This is a genomic window from Thiomicrolovo sp. ZZH C-3 (assembly GCF_054862725.1).
The window spans coordinates 701,655-718,163 of the sequence record NZ_JBTKXX010000001.1 but is presented as its reverse complement, the minus strand read 5'-3'; the positions used below and the strand labels follow the sequence as shown (position 1 = coordinate 718,163).

19 protein-coding genes are annotated in these 16,509 nt (G+C 54.3%); 17 read left to right on the top strand and 2 right to left on the bottom strand.

Annotated elements, in window-relative coordinates; translation table 11 throughout:
* Positions 1-4 precede the first annotated feature (4 nt).
* From trmB to ACXWTF_RS03650, 4 genes are read left to right on the top strand one after another with little or no spacing between them, the layout of a single operon-like run.
* Complete coding sequence (trmB, locus tag ACXWTF_RS03665; RefSeq protein ID WP_461713656.1) at positions 5-1,177, top strand: tRNA (guanosine(46)-N7)-methyltransferase TrmB; 1,173 nt, start codon at positions 5-7, stop codon at positions 1,175-1,177.
* Complete coding sequence (locus ACXWTF_RS03660) at positions 1,170-1,841, top strand: cell division ATP-binding protein FtsE (RefSeq protein WP_461713655.1); 672 nt, start codon at positions 1,170-1,172, stop codon at positions 1,839-1,841. Before trmB ends, ACXWTF_RS03660 begins: the two co-directional genes overlap by 8 nt.
* Positions 1,828-2,640 carry a cell division FtsX domain-containing protein gene (locus tag ACXWTF_RS03655; protein ID WP_461713654.1) on the top strand — a complete coding sequence of 271 codons (813 nt, stop codon included), beginning with the start codon at positions 1,828-1,830 and terminating at the stop codon, positions 2,638-2,640. The genes ACXWTF_RS03660 and ACXWTF_RS03655 overlap by 14 nt, the downstream gene beginning before the upstream one ends.
* Positions 2,637-3,851 carry a murein hydrolase activator EnvC family protein gene (locus ACXWTF_RS03650; RefSeq protein WP_461713653.1) on the top strand — a complete coding sequence of 405 codons (1,215 nt, stop codon included), beginning with the start codon at positions 2,637-2,639 and terminating at the stop codon, positions 3,849-3,851. The genes ACXWTF_RS03655 and ACXWTF_RS03650 overlap by 4 nt, the downstream gene beginning before the upstream one ends.
* Here the strand turns inward: ACXWTF_RS03650 and ACXWTF_RS03645 are convergent.
* Positions 3,848-4,147, bottom strand: coding sequence for a hypothetical protein (locus ACXWTF_RS03645; protein WP_461713652.1), 300 nt, complete (start codon positions 4,145-4,147; stop codon positions 3,848-3,850). The genes ACXWTF_RS03650 and ACXWTF_RS03645 overlap by 4 nt on opposite strands.
* A complete protein-coding gene (locus tag ACXWTF_RS03640) occupies positions 4,140-4,391 on the bottom strand; it encodes a hypothetical protein (RefSeq protein ID WP_345989576.1) in 252 nt (83 codons plus the stop codon). The genes ACXWTF_RS03645 and ACXWTF_RS03640 overlap by 8 nt, the downstream gene beginning before the upstream one ends.
* A 124-nt stretch (positions 4,392-4,515) precedes the next feature.
* On the opposite strand from ACXWTF_RS03640, the gene ACXWTF_RS03635 reads away from it, so the two are divergent.
* The 13 genes from ACXWTF_RS03635 (at position 4,516) to ACXWTF_RS03575 (ending at position 16,509) form a co-directional block, all read left to right on the top strand.
* The gene (locus ACXWTF_RS03635; RefSeq protein ID WP_461713651.1) at positions 4,516-5,730 is read left to right on the top strand and encodes an argininosuccinate synthase; all 1,215 of its coding nucleotides are present in this window, start codon (positions 4,516-4,518) and stop codon (positions 5,728-5,730) included.
* A gap of 15 nt (positions 5,731-5,745) precedes the next feature.
* Entirely contained in the window at positions 5,746-6,474 is a 729-nt protein-coding gene (locus ACXWTF_RS03630; RefSeq protein ID WP_461713650.1) for a ferredoxin-thioredoxin reductase catalytic domain-containing protein, read from the top strand.
* Between the two features lie 16 nt (positions 6,475-6,490).
* Entirely contained in the window at positions 6,491-6,937 is a 447-nt protein-coding gene (gene rplI, locus ACXWTF_RS03625) for a 50S ribosomal protein L9 (RefSeq protein WP_461713649.1), read from the top strand.
* Positions 6,937-7,482, top strand: a complete 546-nt coding sequence (gene hslV / locus ACXWTF_RS03620; RefSeq protein WP_461713648.1) for an ATP-dependent protease subunit HslV — start codon at positions 6,937-6,939, stop codon at positions 7,480-7,482. The genes rplI and hslV overlap by 1 nt, the downstream gene beginning before the upstream one ends.
* A complete protein-coding gene (gene hslU / locus ACXWTF_RS03615; RefSeq protein WP_461713647.1) occupies positions 7,479-8,807 on the top strand; it encodes an HslU--HslV peptidase ATPase subunit in 1,329 nt (442 codons plus the stop codon). Before hslV ends, hslU begins: the two co-directional genes overlap by 4 nt.
* Positions 8,808-8,819: 12 nt before the next feature.
* Complete coding sequence (gene era, locus ACXWTF_RS03610) at positions 8,820-9,695, top strand: GTPase Era (protein ID WP_461713646.1); 876 nt, start codon at positions 8,820-8,822, stop codon at positions 9,693-9,695.
* A 299-nt stretch (positions 9,696-9,994) separates the two neighbouring features.
* Entirely contained in the window at positions 9,995-11,527 is a 1,533-nt protein-coding gene (locus ACXWTF_RS03605) for a hypothetical protein (protein ID WP_461713645.1), read from the top strand.
* Positions 11,524-12,156: a hypothetical protein gene (locus tag ACXWTF_RS03600; protein ID WP_461713644.1), complete on the top strand. Its 633-nt coding sequence runs from the start codon at positions 11,524-11,526 to the stop codon at positions 12,154-12,156. Before ACXWTF_RS03605 ends, ACXWTF_RS03600 begins: the two co-directional genes overlap by 4 nt.
* The gene (locus tag ACXWTF_RS03595; protein WP_461713643.1) at positions 12,156-12,584 is read left to right on the top strand and encodes a hypothetical protein; all 429 of its coding nucleotides are present in this window, start codon (positions 12,156-12,158) and stop codon (positions 12,582-12,584) included. The genes ACXWTF_RS03600 and ACXWTF_RS03595 overlap by 1 nt, the downstream gene beginning before the upstream one ends.
* Positions 12,585-12,593: 9 nt before the next feature.
* Positions 12,594-14,222, top strand: a complete 1,629-nt coding sequence (mshL, locus tag ACXWTF_RS03590; protein ID WP_461713642.1) for a pilus (MSHA type) biogenesis protein MshL — start codon at positions 12,594-12,596, stop codon at positions 14,220-14,222.
* On the top strand, positions 14,212-15,024 hold the full coding sequence (locus ACXWTF_RS03585; protein ID WP_461713641.1) for an AAA family ATPase: 813 nt from the start codon (positions 14,212-14,214) through the stop codon (positions 15,022-15,024). Before mshL ends, ACXWTF_RS03585 begins: the two co-directional genes overlap by 11 nt.
* Positions 15,017-15,961: a hypothetical protein gene (locus tag ACXWTF_RS03580; protein WP_461713640.1), complete on the top strand. Its 945-nt coding sequence runs from the start codon at positions 15,017-15,019 to the stop codon at positions 15,959-15,961. The genes ACXWTF_RS03585 and ACXWTF_RS03580 overlap by 8 nt, the downstream gene beginning before the upstream one ends.
* Positions 15,958-16,509, top strand: coding sequence for a hypothetical protein (locus ACXWTF_RS03575; protein WP_461713639.1), 552 nt, complete (start codon positions 15,958-15,960; stop codon positions 16,507-16,509). Before ACXWTF_RS03580 ends, ACXWTF_RS03575 begins: the two co-directional genes overlap by 4 nt.

Here is a 16,509-nt window from a genome sequence, read left to right as displayed (position 1 = left end):
CCCGATGCCCCACCTGCATATCGCCGAGTTCAAGGCCCCGGCCTTCCCCGCGGCCGCGGACGGGGTCACCTTTCACTACATGGCGGAGAATACCCTCCACGACGATGAGAAGCTGATCGCGGCCTCCATCGGTGAGAAGGAGTTCTTCCTGCTGCTCAAGCGGCTGCCGGACAAGACCCTGCTCAAGGCGGACAAGATCTCCCGCCCTTCGGCCACCCACTACGTCAAGCGTGCCCTGCAGGCCTACGCGGGGCTTACCGGGCTGGAGGTCCTCGCCTCGAACGTCGACAGCGGCGAAGTGAACATGCACCTGGGCAACGACAGTGCGCTGTGGAGCATCCACGACTTCGAACGTGACTTCCCCACCGACCGCGAAATCCGCATCGAGGTGGGATTCGGTTCCGGCCGCCACCTGCTGCACCAGGCCAAGGCCAACCCCGACATCCTCTTTATCGGGATCGAGATCCACAAGCCCTCCATCGAGCAGGTCCTCAAACAGATCAATATCCAGCAACTGGGCAACATCCTGCTGCTCGACTACGACGCCCGCCTCTTCCTGGAGCTCGTCCCCTCCAACCTCGCCGGGCGCATCTATGTCCACTTCCCCGTTCCCTGGGACAAAAAACCCCACCGCCGCGTCATCGGCGAAGCCTTCATCGCCGAAAGCATCCGGGTGCTGAAGCCCGAGGGGAAGCTGGAGCTGCGCACCGACAGCGATAACTACTTTGCCTACAGTTTCGAGACCTTTATGGCCCTCAACCAGAACCATATCGAGATCTACAAGAACCGCGCCCTGGAGGTCAGCAGCAAGTACGAGGACCGCTGGCGCCGGATGGAGAAGAATATCTACGACGTGCTGATGCACAACGAAGAGCGCTCCTCACCGCTGGAGGCGATCGCCCCCTTTGTTTTCGACGCCCTCGCACCCGATGCGGCACGCCTCGAAGCCCTCAACGGCACCACCCTCCGCTTCGACGAGGGATTCGTGCATTTCGAACGTCTCTACCGCACCGATGACGACCGCGCCATGTTCCGCCTCTCCATGGGCCCCTACGCCCGCCCCGAGCATCTCTACCTGATCCTCGGCGATGCGCCGCGCTACCTTCCGACGCCGCCGGTGCGTTCCCGGACCAACGCCCGGGCACACCGGCTCCTGATCGAGGCCCTGCATGGATAAGATCATCATCGTCGACAACCTCTCCCTGGGCTACAGCAAGCACGAAACGATCATCTCCAAGGCAACCTTCTCGATCGATTCGGGGAGCTTCGTTTTCATCACCGGGGCCAGCGGGAGCGGGAAATCCACCCTGCTGAAATCCTTCTTCGGTGCCCTCCCCATGCTTTCGGGCTCCCTTACCGTCGGCGGGGTCGACATGGAGAGCATCAACAGCAAGAAGCTCAACTTCCTCCGCCGCCACGTCGGGATCGTCTTCCAGGATTACAAGCTCGTCAAAGAGTGGACGATCGAGAAGAACGTCATGCTGCCGCTGCTCATCAACGGTTACGCCCGCGACATCAGCGAGATGCAGGTGGAGAAGCTGCTCGGCCACGTCAAGCTCACCCATCAGCGGGGCAAGTACCCTATGGAGCTGAGCGGGGGCGAGCAGCAGCGCGTCGCCATGGCGCGCGCCCTCGCGCACAACCCCATCCTGATCCTTGCGGATGAGCCGACGGGGAACCTGGACGAGTACTCCTCCAAGGTAATCTGGAACCTGCTGGAGGGGGCCAACACCCAGCTCGAGGCGACCGTCGTCGTCGTCACCCACCACATCCCCGAAACGCTGGGGATCAAATACAAGCACTACCATATCGAGCACGGAGACGTCTATGAAGTCTCTTAAAAGCCACTTTTCGCTGATTACGGCGCTCTTCTCCATCCTCATCACCCTGCAGCTCTTTTTGAGTCTGGAGCGGGTCATCGGCGCATACGAACAGCGCCTGGGGGACAACTACGGTATCGTCGTCGTCAGCGACAATAACCTCTCCCTCGCCTTTTTCCAGGGTATCGACGATGCCATCAGTGCCGTCGAACCCCTCTCGCCCACCCGGGTCCTGCAGCAGCTCCAGCAGCAAACGGGCGACTCCCAGATCAACCTGATGACGCTGAACCTTCCGCACTTCTACCGCCTGCGGATGGCCCACTTCATCACTCCCGACGATGCGCGGGAACTGGGGAAGCGGCTGCTGCGCGACCGTGCGATCAGCCGCGTCGAGACCTTTGCGCAGCAGCATGACACCGTCTACCGCCTGCTGCAGCTCTTCAAGAAAGTCGTCAGCGTCCTGGCGGCCGTCGTCCTGCTCGTCACCTCGCTGCTGATCATCAAAGAGATGCGCCTGTGGCAGTTCCAGCACCGTGAACGGATGAACATCATGGCCCTTTTCGGCGCCCCGGTCTGGCTCCGTTCGGCCGTCCTCTTCCGCCTGGCCATCGTCGACGCCGTCATCGCCTCCGTATTGGCAACGACCGCTTTCCTCTTCGTCGACCACTATGGATGGATGGCGCAGCTGCTCTCCCTCGTACAGCTGCAGCCGACCCTCTTCCAGCCGCTGCACGACGTGCCGCTGCTGACCGGCGTGGCCATCTCCCTCTCCATCCTGCTCGCCTCGATGATCGTGATGGGGCACAGAGAAGAGGTATGATCCGGTCCGTCCTGCTGCTTTTCCTGCTCCTCACCGCCGCCGTTGCCGCCAAGAGCATCGATGACAAGATCGACGAGACTTCCAAAAGTCTCAACTCCTTCGACCGCAACTACGCCTCGGTCAATGCCAAAATGGCCAAGACCGCCAAGGCGATCCTGAAAAAAAAGCGCACGGTCCTGACCCAGCAGAAGAAGATCAAGGCCCTCGAATCCGCACTGCAGGGCAAGGCCACCATTCTTTCCGGCGCCAAGGATGAGCTGATCACGCTCGCCGAGACGCAGGAGACCCTGGAAGCCAACCGTCAAAAACTGCGCAATGACCTCGCCGACCTGATGGCGCGTATCGTATCGCTGACGATGACCCAGGCGGACAGCAATACCCTCTCCCCCGACGCGGTCATCGGCGAGGCGGTTTTTGCTGCGTTGAACGAACAGACCAAGGCCCAGATCCAGCAGCTGCGCAACGAGTACCGGGCGAACGAAGCCGCACTGAAGCAGCTGACGGAGAAGACGGCGCGGCTCAAAACGGATATCGCCTCGATCGAACAGGAGAAACGCGACCTTCAAAAAGCGAAGAAGACGAACGAGCAAGCGCTGGGGGACCTGAAGACGAAGAAGAGCCGTTACAAGAAAGAGCTGAAAAAGATCCTTGCCCAGAAATCGGCCCTGAAAAAGACCCTTGCCAATCTGCACATCATCCAGGAGAGCGAATCGCAAAAAGCGGCCGCGCGGCAGGAGGAGAAGCGCAACGAAGCGCTGCTGGCCTCCAAAGAGGTCCCCGATGTCCGTTCGGTCGGCAGCAGCTACCACAAAGCGCGGACCCGCCGCTACCGCGGTTCAAAGACGATCGCGCCGCTCGATGCGTACACCGTCCTGAAGCGCTACGGGACCTACACCGACCCGATCTACAAGATCAAGATCTTCAACGAATCGGTCTCCCTACAGCCCAAAAGCCCCAACGCCAAGGTCAAGGCCATCTTCAACGGCAAGGTTATTCTGGCCCAGGAGACGCCGATGTTGGAGAACGTCGTCATTATCGAACACTCCGGCGGCTTGCATACCATCTACGCCCACCTCGACCAGATCGCCCCGACGGTGCGTAAGGGTAAGCGGCTTAAAAAAGGGAGTGTCATCGGACGGGTCAATGATGAACTGATGTTCGAAGTGACCCAGAAGAACTACCACATCGACCCGCTGCAGGTGATCCGCTAAGCCCCCTTGTAGGCCTTTTCGAAGATATCGGAGAGGGTCTGCATCGTCTCGAACAGTGCCGCTTTCGTCTCGAAGTGCAGCAGTTTGCGCTGGGCCGGGACCTCTCCCGGGGGGTCGAAGTCAAAGACCAGCACGTACTCCGCGATCTTGACTTCATCCTTCTTAAGCTCCGCCCATTCCAGGGAGACCTGGGCTTCGGCCCCGCCCCCTTCGACGATCGCCGCCGGATAGAGGCGGGTGATTTTGGAGAGGTCGAGCTGCAGGCCCTGCGCCTCGTAAAGCATCGTGTCAGCCACGTTCATCCTTGTTCAGTGATTTTTCCATGTCGCCCCGGTGCATCCGCCGAAAGGCGAGCAGCCCGAAGGCGATGCCGACGGCGATGAAGAGCATCCCCCAGCCGTCGTTACGTTCCCATGCCATCGCAATCCAGCACAGATCCGCCACCAGGTAGGCCCACACCGCTTCAAAGATTTTTCCGCGGTAAGTCAGAAAGGCGCCGACATTGAGCAAAATCCCGCCGATAATGGCAAAACTGGGCATGGAGGGCTCCAAATATTTTTCGACAGTATAGCAAGTCCCCCGAAAGCACCCGAAACGATTTACCTCACCGTCATCTAATCTGCGCTAAAATCGCGTCACCATAACCCTTCAAGGACACCTATCCATGAAAAAAGAAGTCAACAAAGTCGTTTTGGCCTACTCCGGCGGCCTGGACACCAGCGTCATCCTCAAATGGCTGCAGGATGAATACAACTGCGAAGTCGTCACCTTTACTGCCGATATCGGCCAGGGCGAAGAGGTCGAACCGGCACGCCAGAAAGCGCTCGACCTGGGAATCAAGCCTGAAAACATCTTCATCGACGACCTGCGCGAAGAGTTCGTCCGTGATTACGTCTTCCCGATGTTCCGCGCCAATGCCATCTACGAAGGCGAGTATCTCCTCGGTACCTCCATCGCCCGCCCGCTGATCGCCAAGCGCCAGGCGGAGATCGCGAAGATCACCGGTGCCGACGGCGTCAGCCACGGTGCGACCGGCAAGGGTAACGACCAGGTGCGCTTCGAGCTGGGCTACCTCGGCCAGAACAGCAGCCTCACGATCATCGCCCCGTGGCGCGAATGGGACCTCAACTCCCGTGAAAAGCTGCTGGCCTATGCCGAGAAACACGGTATCAAAATTGAGAAAAGCGGGAAAAAATCCCCCTACTCCATGGACGCCAACCTGCTGCACATCTCCTACGAGGGCGGTATCCTCGAGGACCCCGCCGCGGAACCGGAAGAAGATATGTGGCGCTGGACCGTCTCCCCGGAGGCGGCACCGGACGAGCCCGAATACATCGAGATCGGCTACAAAAACGGCGACCCGGTCAGCCTGAACGGCGAAGCCCTCTCCCCGGCAACGATGCTCGAAACCCTGAACAAGCTGGCGGGCAAACACGGCATCGGCCGCGCCGACATCGTCGAAAACCGCTACGTCGGGATGAAAAGCCGCGGCTGCTACGAAACACCGGGCGGGACGATCATGCTCAAAGCGCACCGCGCCATCGAGTCGCTCTGTCTCGACCGCGAAGAGGCACACCTTAAAGACGAGCTGATGCCGCGCTACGCGAAGCTGATCTACAACGGCTACTGGTTCGCGCCGGAGCGCGAGATGCTCCAGGCGGCCATCGACAAGACCCAAGAGAACGTTGAAGGCACCGTCCGCCTCAAGCTCTACAAGGGTAACGTCATCGTCGTCGGCCGCAGCTCCGAGCAGTCCCTGTTCAATCCGGAGTACTGTACCTTCGAAGAGGATGCGGTCTACGACCAGAAAGACGCCAACGGCTTTATCAAGCTCAACGCCCTGCGCTTCATCATCGCGGGCAAAGCGCGCAACAAATAGTAAGGGGAAAAGTGTATGGCCGGCGGAATTACGAAGATCGATATCAACTCTGACGAATTCCAGAGCGAGCTCGAGCGGACGATCCGCTTCACCGACAAGGTTGTCGAGCAGTTTGGCTGGTCCTACAACCCCGATGCAGAGATCAACGAGGGGATTCAGCTGGGGCTGACACGCAACAAGCTGATGCACGGCAAGCGCTACTGCCCCTGCTTCTTTGTCACCGGCGACAAGGAACAGGACCGCATCTGCCCCTGCAAGCCGGCGATCGAAAAAGAGATCCCCGAAGACGGGGTCTGCCACTGCCAGATCTTCTGCACCCCGGAATATGCAGCCCAGCACCGCAGTGAAGAGGAGATCGAAGAGGTTGTCCACCAGCACTCCAGAGGGCTCAGCGCCGAAGAGTGCGCGCTCCTGCTTCAAAAAGAGCAGTTCGACGGCGACGAGCTCGCCGCCCTGCTTGAGGGGCGTGCGCTCGGGATGGTCGATTTCAAACTGATCGACGTGCGCGAACACATGGAGTGGCAGATGGGGCATATCAAGGGTGCCGACCGCCTCATCCCCACCAGCAGCTTCTTCGATACCCTGGAGAGTGCGAAGCTCTCCAAACAAGAGAAGCTGATCGTCTACTGCCATGTTGGCAGCCGGAGTGCGCACTGCCAGCGTATCCTCAGTGATATGGGGTTTGAAAACGTCGGCAACCTAACCTACGGAATCGTCGCCTACGGCGGCGAACTCGAACGCTGAAACAGAAGGAGAAAAGATGAGAGTACTGTTGATCAAAGATGTCAAAAGCCTCGGCAAAGCCGGCGAGGTCAAAGAGGTCAAAGACGGCTACGGCAAGAACTTCCTGATCGGCAAGGGGTTTGCCAAACATGCCACCGACGAGGTCATCGCCGAGTGGGAAGAGGCGAAGCGCCAGGCTGCCGCGAATGAGGCCCAGGAGATCGCCGACCTCACCGCCATGAAAGCGAAGCTAGAAACCCTCGAAGTCACCATCGCCAAAAAGCTCGGTGACACCGGTCACCTCTTCGGTGCCGTCACCAAAGATGACATTGCCAAGGCGCTCGAGGATGCACACGGCATCACCATCGATAAAAAACATATCGAAGCCAAAAAGGCGATCAAAATGACCGGAAAACACGAGGTCGACCTCAAACTCGGCCACGGCATCCACGCGCTGCTGCATCTCGACATCGTAGGTGCGTAATGTTCGACGCAACGACGATCCTCGCCTACAAAAGTGAGGGCAAGGCGGTCATCGGCGGCGACGGGCAGGTCACCTTCGGAAACACCGTTTTGAAAAACAACGCCACCAAGATCCGCAAGCTGCATAACGGCCAGGTCCTGGCCGGCTTTGCCGGTTCCACGGCGGACGCTTTCAACCTCTTCGACATGTTCGAGGAATTCCTCTCTGCGCGCAAAGGCGACATGGTCAAGGCCATCATCGATTTCTCCAAAGCGTGGCGCAAGGACAAAGTGCTTCGGCGTCTGGAAGCAATGATGATCGTCCTCAACACGGAGCACATCTTTATCCTGACCGGTAACGGCGACGTCGTCGAGCCCGAAGACGGCCAGATCGCTTCCATCGGCAGCGGCGGAAACTACGCCATCGCCAGCGCCCGCGCCCTGAAAAAACATGCGGACATGGCCCCCGAAGCCCTTGTCGAAGAGAGTCTGCATATCGCGGCGGACCTCTGTATCTACACCAACCATGAGATCAAAATCCTCACCCTGGAGGCCTCGGAAACATGAACATGACCCCCAAAGAGATCGTCTCCTACCTCGATGCCTACATTATCGGCCAGCAGGCCGCGAAAAAGAGCATCGCCCTCGCCCTGCGCACCCGCTACCGCCGGATGCAGCTCGACGGCGAGATGCAGCACGAGATCATGCCCAAGAACATCCTGATGATCGGCTCGACCGGGGTCGGTAAAACGGAGATCTCCCGCCGCCTCGCCAAAATGATGGGCGTCCCCTTCATCAAGGTCGAAGCAAGCAAGTTCACGGAGGTCGGCTTCGTCGGCCGCGACGTCGAATCGATGGTCCGCGACCTCGTCATGACCTCTATCGCCCTCGTCAAAGAGGAGCAGAAAGCGGCAAGCGAGGACGACATCAAAGAGTACGTCCTCGACAAGATCGTCGACAAACTGCTGCCGCCGCTGCCGCCCCTCTCTTCCGAGACCAAGAAAGCTGAATATGCCTCCTCCCGCGAACGGATGCGCGAACGCGTGATCAACGGCGAGATGGATGACAAAACCATCGAGATCGAACTGCCAAAAGGGAACATCGAGTTCAATGACACCGGCATGCCGCCGGAGATGGCAAAGATGCAGGAATCCTTTGCCAAAATGTTCAGCACTATCAATAAAAAAGAGAACAAGAAGGAGATGAAGGTCTCCGATGCGATCCGCATCCTCGACAGCGAGGCGACCGACGCCCTGCTGGATATGGACGCCATCCGCAGCGAAGCCGTGCGCCGCGCGGAGAGCGGCGGTATCATCTTCCTTGACGAGATCGACAAGATCGCCGTCAGCTCCAAAAGCCAGGGGCGTAACGATCCCAGCAAGGAGGGGGTTCAGCGTGACCTGCTCCCCATCGTCGAAGGGAGCAGCGTCAGTACCAAGTACGGCCCGGTCAAAACCGATCACATCCTCTTCATTGCCGCCGGGGCTTTTCACCTCACAAAGCCCAGCGATCTCATCCCGGAACTTCAGGGGCGCTTCCCGTTGCGGGTCGAGCTGCAGTCGCTGGACGAGGAGGCGCTCTACGCTATCCTCACCCAGCCGAAACACTCACTGATCAAACAGTACAAGGCGCTGCTCGCCGTCGAAAACGTTACCCTCGAATTTGATGACGACGCGATCCGTGCCATCGCCGCACTTGCACAGCAGGCCAATGAAAAGACCGAAGACATCGGCGCCAGACGCCTGCACACCATCCTGGAAAAGGTGCTCGAGGAGATCAGTTTCGACGCCGAAACCTATGCCGGAGAGACCTATACCGTCACCAAGGCGATCGTCCATGACAAACTGGACATTGTTATCGAGGATGAAGATCTCTCCCGTTATATCCTATAAAGGAGCCCGAGCATGACCAAAGCCGGATTCGTTGCCCTCGTCGGACGCCCGAACGCGGGCAAAAGCACCCTACTCAATGCGCTGCTGGGCGAAAAGATCGCCCTGGTCAGCCAGAAGGCGAATGCCACACGCAGGCGCCTCAACGCCATCGTCATGCACGGGGAGGATCAGCTGATCTTCGTTGATACCCCCGGCCTGCATGAAAAAGAGCGCAAAATCAATCAGTTTATGCTCGAGGAGGCCCTCAAGGCGATCGGCGACTGTGATCTGATCGTCTACCTGGCTCCGGCTGCGGACAGCGTCAAACACTATAAACGCTTCTTGGAGCTTTCCGGCGGGAAAAGACACCTGATTGCGCTCAGCAAGATCGACCAGATCTCCCAGGGGGAGTTGCTGGCGCGTATCTCGGAATACAACGCTTTCTCGGAGCATTTCGAGGCCCTCATCCCCGTCTCTGTGACCAAGCATACCGGTCTTGAACAGCTCAAAGAGGTCATTACAAGGTTCCTGCCCGAATCCCCCTACCTCTTCGACCCCGAAGACCTCACCAATGAGAAACTGCGCGATATCTTCAGGGAGTTCATCCGCGAATCGATCTTCGAGAATATCAGCGATGAGATCCCCTACGGTACTGACGTCGTCATCGACAAGATTGACGAAGCCGACGACATTGATCACATCCGTGCCACCATCATCGTTGAAAAAGAGAGCCAAAAAGGAATTATGATCGGCAAAGGCGGTGCGACGATCAAACGCATCGGCAAGCATGCCCGCCAGAAGATCGAGTCCCTCTCCGGCCACCGTGCCTACCTCGATCTGTTCGTCAGCGTGAAACCCAACTGGACGAATGACAAAAAGATGCTGGAAGATCTCGGGTACCAAACCTGAACTTTCAGTGTACCCACCCAATAGACTCTCTACCCATCACCCCTCCGCGACATCCATACCTGGGCGCTTTTTGCCCACATATAAGAAAATTTTTAAGTTTACTTGGGCTACAATGAAAATGTGTGAAACTTCAGAACGATAACAATTTATGTTATACGTCTACGTTGTTTTATGTTTTTATAAAATGAATGCGGTGAAATATTGGTGTGGAATTCCGGATTCCCCCGGCTATCTAGAGATAGCAAACACCCATCATGATATGGCTGCCGGACAGTCCAAAAAGAACAGGGATTTGCGACATGAACAATTCTAACGAGCAGGTTTTTGATACGGTCCTCTCGAACAACCCGTACAATCACACCTACTACCTGGGGAGCGGGAACCAGTTAAGCGTTTCCAAAAACCCGCAGTACGGTAAGAAACAGTACGGGATTTCCTATCTCAACACGAGTAGCTTCATTACGGCACAGATCGGTGTAAGCAAAAATATCCCGGACGATGACCTTGCATTTGTCATCGAGACCAAGGCCTATGAAGAGCTCGCCCTTGACATGGCGATCGAATATACGATCGATTATATCGAGGTGCCGACGGACGGGAGTGCGAAAGAACGCACCTTCCATGTTTTCATCGTCGATCCGCTTGTCATCGACGAGACCTTTGAACGTACGGTTGCCGACCTTCAGTATGTCGACCAGATTGTCCCGGTTCCGCTGCTGCTCAAAACCCTTTACAGCCATGAGATCGTGCAGGGTTACGGTGCCCACTGTTACATCTATTTCCAGGAAAACGACGCCTTCTTTACGCTCTACAACGAGCAGGAGTTTGTCTATACGAAGAGCTTGAAGTACTCTTTCCGTGATATGCATGAGCGTTTCTGCGAACTTCTGGGGGAGCAGATCGACCTTGCCGACTTCCAGACACTGCTGGCAACCGAAGGGCTTGCGACACAGAACCCGGAGTATCAGAAATATCTGATCAAACTCTTCGGCGAGCTTTTCCTGCATATCAACGATGTCCTCAATTACGCCAAGCGTGCCTATGAAATCGAAACGATCGAGGAGATCTACATCGGTTCACAGATCGGGTCCATTGCAGGCGTAGACGAGTATTGCCAGACCTACCTGGGATTCGAGGCGAAATCGTTTGACTTCTCCTACGGATTTGCGACGGACAGTTACATTGACCAGATCCACCAGCTGATGCAGCTGTATGCGCGCACAGACAAAGCGGCGCGTTACGACGTCAACTTCTCCATTTACCACCGTCCGCCCCCGTTCTTCCAGCGCCACAGCGGTAAACTTTTTGCCGTTACGGCACTCTCCCTCGTCGTCGCATTTGCCTATCCCGTCACCTACTGGACGATGGGATATGCCGAAAGCGTACGCAAAGCGCTGCTGGAGAAGCAGTACCGCGAGACCCATGCTATCAAAGTAACGCGTGAAGAGACGATCAATCTCAAACTGGCACAAAAAGCTGAAGCACAGAAACTGCTGGACGCAGAGGTTGAACTCTTTGAGGAACGCAAAGCAACGCTGATCAAGATTCACGACGTCAAGGTCAATTACCCCATGAAGGCAGAGATGATGGCTTCCCTGACCAGGGAATTGAACCGCTTTGACGTCGGTGTTTCAAAGATCTCCTATAACCAAAACGAGAATGAAAAATCTTTCAGTCTGCTTGTGATGGCCAAAAAAGACAAACAGATCACTGATCTGGTCGAATTTATGACGAAGCACCGTACCCAGCGTTTCCATTACAATATCGAAGAGATCGCATTGGATGAAAACAAGACCTATTATCGCGGTGACTTGAAGGTGGTACTGAAATGAAATTCAATCTTGAACAATACCTATACCCGATAGATCAGTCTTTCGCTAGTAAGAAACAGAGTGAAGTCTACATGATCTACGGTTTGATCTTCGTAGCGCTTGTAGCATTTTCATACCTGCTCTTTTGGGAAAGCTCTGAACGAGAATACCAACAGGTAAAAAAAGAACGTATTGCCGTTGAACAGAAACTCCGGGCAGATGAGCAGTATCTGGCCATGCACCCTGAAAGTGAAATTCGTCAGATCGAAGCTCAGATTGAAGCCATTAAGATGGAGACCGTTGCTACGCAGGAGAAAAACGAGTACATCAACTTCAAAATCAGCCAGATCTCCGAACTCTTCTATAATGAAGAAGCTTGGGGTAAATATATCGACTCGATTTCCGAAAATGCCAAAAAGTATAACATCAAGCTTGCGGTACTCAGCAATAAGCGCGCACTGGAAAAAGAGAAATTCGGTCACGTTTTGGACATTAAAGTCTATGCCAGTGGTCAATTCGACAATATGCTCAAATTCATCAATGCGATGGAGCAGAGTGATCTTGTCATCGACCTTCACGGTCTTGACCTCAGAGCGAAGGAAAAACTGGAGCTCGACGTCAACTCATCTGTATGGGGGATTACTTACTAATGAAAACGAAGCTACTACTCCTTATCCTACCGTTGATCGCTCTCGCCCAGGAGGGTGTCCAGCCGGATATGCAATGGGTCGATCAAGAGATTGCGGCGATCAAACCGCCCCGGAAAGGCGTGCACTCCAGTGCACTGTACGGACTGCGAGATCCGTTTAGGGCACAACTCATCCTCAACCAGCCTGCAAAGGCAAAGGGAACGGGAACCTATGTCAAACGCCCTGCGCGGAGATACATGACCCTTGAGTCCGTCATTAACAGCCGCTCAGCGCTGATTGACGGTAAATGGTATAAGCAGGACGACACCATTTACGGGTACGTTATCACGAAGATCGAGCGCGACAGTGTTATGCTTCAAAAGAAAAAGAAGCAAGTAACCCTGACGCTGAAGAAGAAGAACCCTAAAATCCAAATCAACGCCAAATAGGAAAAGACGATGAAAAACATGACTCCATTCCACAAAATCAACAAGTCACTCACTTCGGTTGCCGCGGCAGTGCTGTTGGCTGCATCGGTACAGGCAGCAGATTGTACCTATGAACTCTTTTCCATTAGCGGAGCGAAGGGTATGACAATCTCCAAGTATGTAGATCAACTGAGCAACGAGTGCGAACTCACGTTGATCATCAGTGATAACGAAGCTGAAAAGAAGATGTCAAAGCGTCTACAGCGGACAAACCTGAAAAACCTGACGCTGAATGAGGTCCTTGATATTCTCCTGGTTGACAACAATCTCAACTATACACTGGAGAACAATATCCTCAAGATCTCTTTTATCGAGACACAGACGTATAATATCGACTATATTATCAGTGCACGTAAAAGTATCGGCAGCACTGACATTCTCCTCAGCAGCTCCCAGGCTACTGGAGGCAGCAACAGCCAATCCGGCGGTTCTGGTGGCGGTGGTGGCCAGGGAACCGACCTCGGCGGCGGCTCGATGCAGTTTACACAGAACAACACTTCCGGGATCAAGATCGAATCCCTGGATGAAGTCAAATTCTGGGAAGAACTGGACCTTGAACTGCAGCGCGTCCTGAACCGTCCGACGGACTTCTACCAAGCGGAAGCACCGATTGTCAACAAAAACGCAGGACTTGTTACTGTCACGGCAACCGTTCGCCAACAGCAGCGTCTTGAAAAGTATCTCAAAGAGCTGCAAAAAAAGATTCAGTATCAGGTACTGATTGACGTGCGTATGATGGCCGTCACATTGAACGACAGCAGCTCAACCGGTATTGACTGGTCGCAGATCTATGCACTGCAGAACCTCTCTTTCCATGTTGACAAGCTCGACGCCCTGAATGTCTCCACCTTTGATACAACGGGTAATATTCTGACAGGAGGCGCCGGTGGTTATTCCGGACCTGCATCACTGCTCAAGCTCACCGGCGGCAATACGATTACCGAACTGGTGAAGTTCCTTAAAACACAAGGGGATGTCGATGCCATCTCCAATCCGAAAGTACTGACACTGAACAACCAGCCGGCCCTGATTACCGTCGGTACAGAGTACTTCTATAAGATCCAGCAGTCCCAGATCCTTGCAGGTAGTTCAGCAGGGACGTCACAGACAACACAGAATGAAGAGGTCAACTCCATCTTTGCCGGTGTTCTGCTCGACATCACTCCGGAGATTGCCAATGACAATACGATCACCCTCAAGATCAATCCATCCGTCAGTCAGACGAGGATTAAGCTCAGCAGCGATGAGATCGAGCAGCAGAAACGCTCCATGCCGCCGGATCTTGACCGCCGCCAGCTCGCATCTGTTGTGACGGTCAAAGACGGCAACAGCATCATTATCGGGGGTCTGATCGACAAATCCGAAAGTATGCATACCAACAGAGTACCGCTGCTTGGCGATATTCCGGGCCTTGGCTATCTCTTCAAGTACGAAGAGAAAGCGATCGATACGACGGAACTCGTCATCGTGATCGAGCCGCACATTATCAAGAAAGAGAACAATACGCTCTCCCTTTCTGATCTTGGCTACACCAAGTTTACCGACAGCGATGCCGGCCTGAAACCGAAAGAAACAGCTGCAGAGGCCAATGCAGAATAACAACCTCTTTGACGCTTCCAAAGAGGTCTTTATCGATGTCGTAGACGCGAATGCCTATGTGCAGCTCGATCGCGTCGCGATCGTCTACAAATCCCTTATGGAAGCCATAAAAAAACCCCTAAAAATGATTCTGCTCTTTGGGAAACCCGGAACAGGCAAGAGTATGATGCTCAGCCGTATCTACAAAGAGCGGCACGACAGACAGAAGATTGTCCTTTATCAGACGCCCATTACCGATGAAGATGCATTTTTCCGCTCACTGGCACGTGATGTTTATAACTATATTTCAGATGAGCCTATGGCATTTACCCGTTTCAATGAGCTGTCTGAACAGTACAGTTTCGACACAACGCCTGTTGTGATGCTTGATGAAGCGCAGATGTACTCTTCGGAACTTTTGGAGAAGATCCGACTGATCTCCGATACGCGCCAGATCAAGTTCATTATCTCCCTGCATAAAACAGAAAAAGAGGACATCATCGCTAAAGAACATTTCCAGACACGTATCTGGGAAGCGCAGGAGCTTCATAACGCTTCGGCATCCGAACTGAAGATTTATATTCAAAAGAAACTGCTCCGATCGAACTGTTTCGATGTCGCCAATATGTTCAATGATAAAAATGTTCGATGGATTCATGCAATGACTGACGGTAACTACCGTAACACGAACAAGTTACTCTATGCCCTTTTCAGTATTGCATCATGGTATGAAGAGAATCAGCCGACACAGATCAACTATACGGCTGTCAATCGTAAAATGATTGAAATGGCGGGGATTGAAACGGGGTTCATCCATGCTTAATGTTCCGGAACTTGAACAGCGCTGGAAGCGCTACCGACGGACACGTCAGCTCCCGTACCTTGTCGGCGGAGGTGCCGCGGCACTCCTCATCGTTGCTGCGAGCTATTTACTCCTGTCACCGTCAACTCCGACACCATCAAAACCGCAGGCGGTCATACCGACCCCGGCCGCACCCAAAGAGACAGCACCGACAGTAACCGTATCTAGCCAGACTGTTACTGCACAGGGACAAGAGCTCAACGCCTCACAGCCTGCGCCGGTGCAAAAAGTCGCTGCAGAGCAGCCGGCCCTGAAACTGGCGCCTTCCATGGGGTTCATGCATGAGTTCGAATCAGACGTCATGGACTATTATTCCCATGTCAATACCCAAGAGCCGCAACCGCAAGCAAGCTATCAGTCCGCCTTGCCAGTCCAACAGAAACCGGCATATCAGGCACCTGCTCCGGCTCCAGTCATTTCGGCACCTCCAAAAGAGGAGATACAGCCGATAGATGTTCCTGTCAAAAACGCTGAAACCTTACCGGGGATCCAGGCCTCTTCAACACGCAGAAGCACTCCTCCGCCCCTCGAACCATCCCGTGCTCAATCAGATAATTCACCATCATCTGAGGGGATGACGATCCTTCGCGATGACGACATGAAAGATATTCAGGATGTCATCGCCCGTTTCAAAAAGAGTAAAAACCCCATTTTGAGTCTTTTTGTCGCCAAGCGCTATTATCATATCGGTAATTACCAACAGGCATACAACTATGCTTTGATCACCAATGAACTGGATAGTACCATCGAAGATTCATGGCTGATTTTTGCAAAATCGCTTTATAAAATGGATCAAAAAGAGATGGCCATCAAAACCCTCAGAAGCTACATGCAAGAGAGCAGCTCCGTCAAGGCCAAAATCACTCTTGATCAGATGGAAAAGGGAACAATGGAATGAGGCGACTGGTTGCACTTCTGAGCCTCGTTTCAATACTGCTCCATGCCTCTGACAACAGTCAACTTTATACACTCTACCAAAACGGCCAGTACCTGCAGGCCTGTAACCAGGGTGTTAAGGCACTGCACAGGCATGAACAGGATGAACGCTTTGTTTCGCTCTATGCGTTTTCCTGCCTTGAGGCCGACCGCATTGACCGGCTGGCAATGCCAATCATCATCATGATGAAGCATTCCAAAGAAGCACGAAAAAATGCCACGTATTTAACGGCAATTCTGTTGCAAAAAAACCTGCTGGTCAACGCGCTGGAGAATGATATGCAATTGACAGGTCTGAAGTTGCCGACATCAGAGCATCTGATCTCCCGGGTTTTTGATCTGTTCAGTGCAAACCAATATGTAAAAAGTGGCAATGACTATATCCTGACAGACCCGCAAAATCCCCGTCGAAGTTACAAACTTTTCCTTGAACGTTCCAGTCAATCACTCCGTCTGGGCATCACGGAATATTATGATACAATATTAACAAAACAGCATATTTACCGTTAA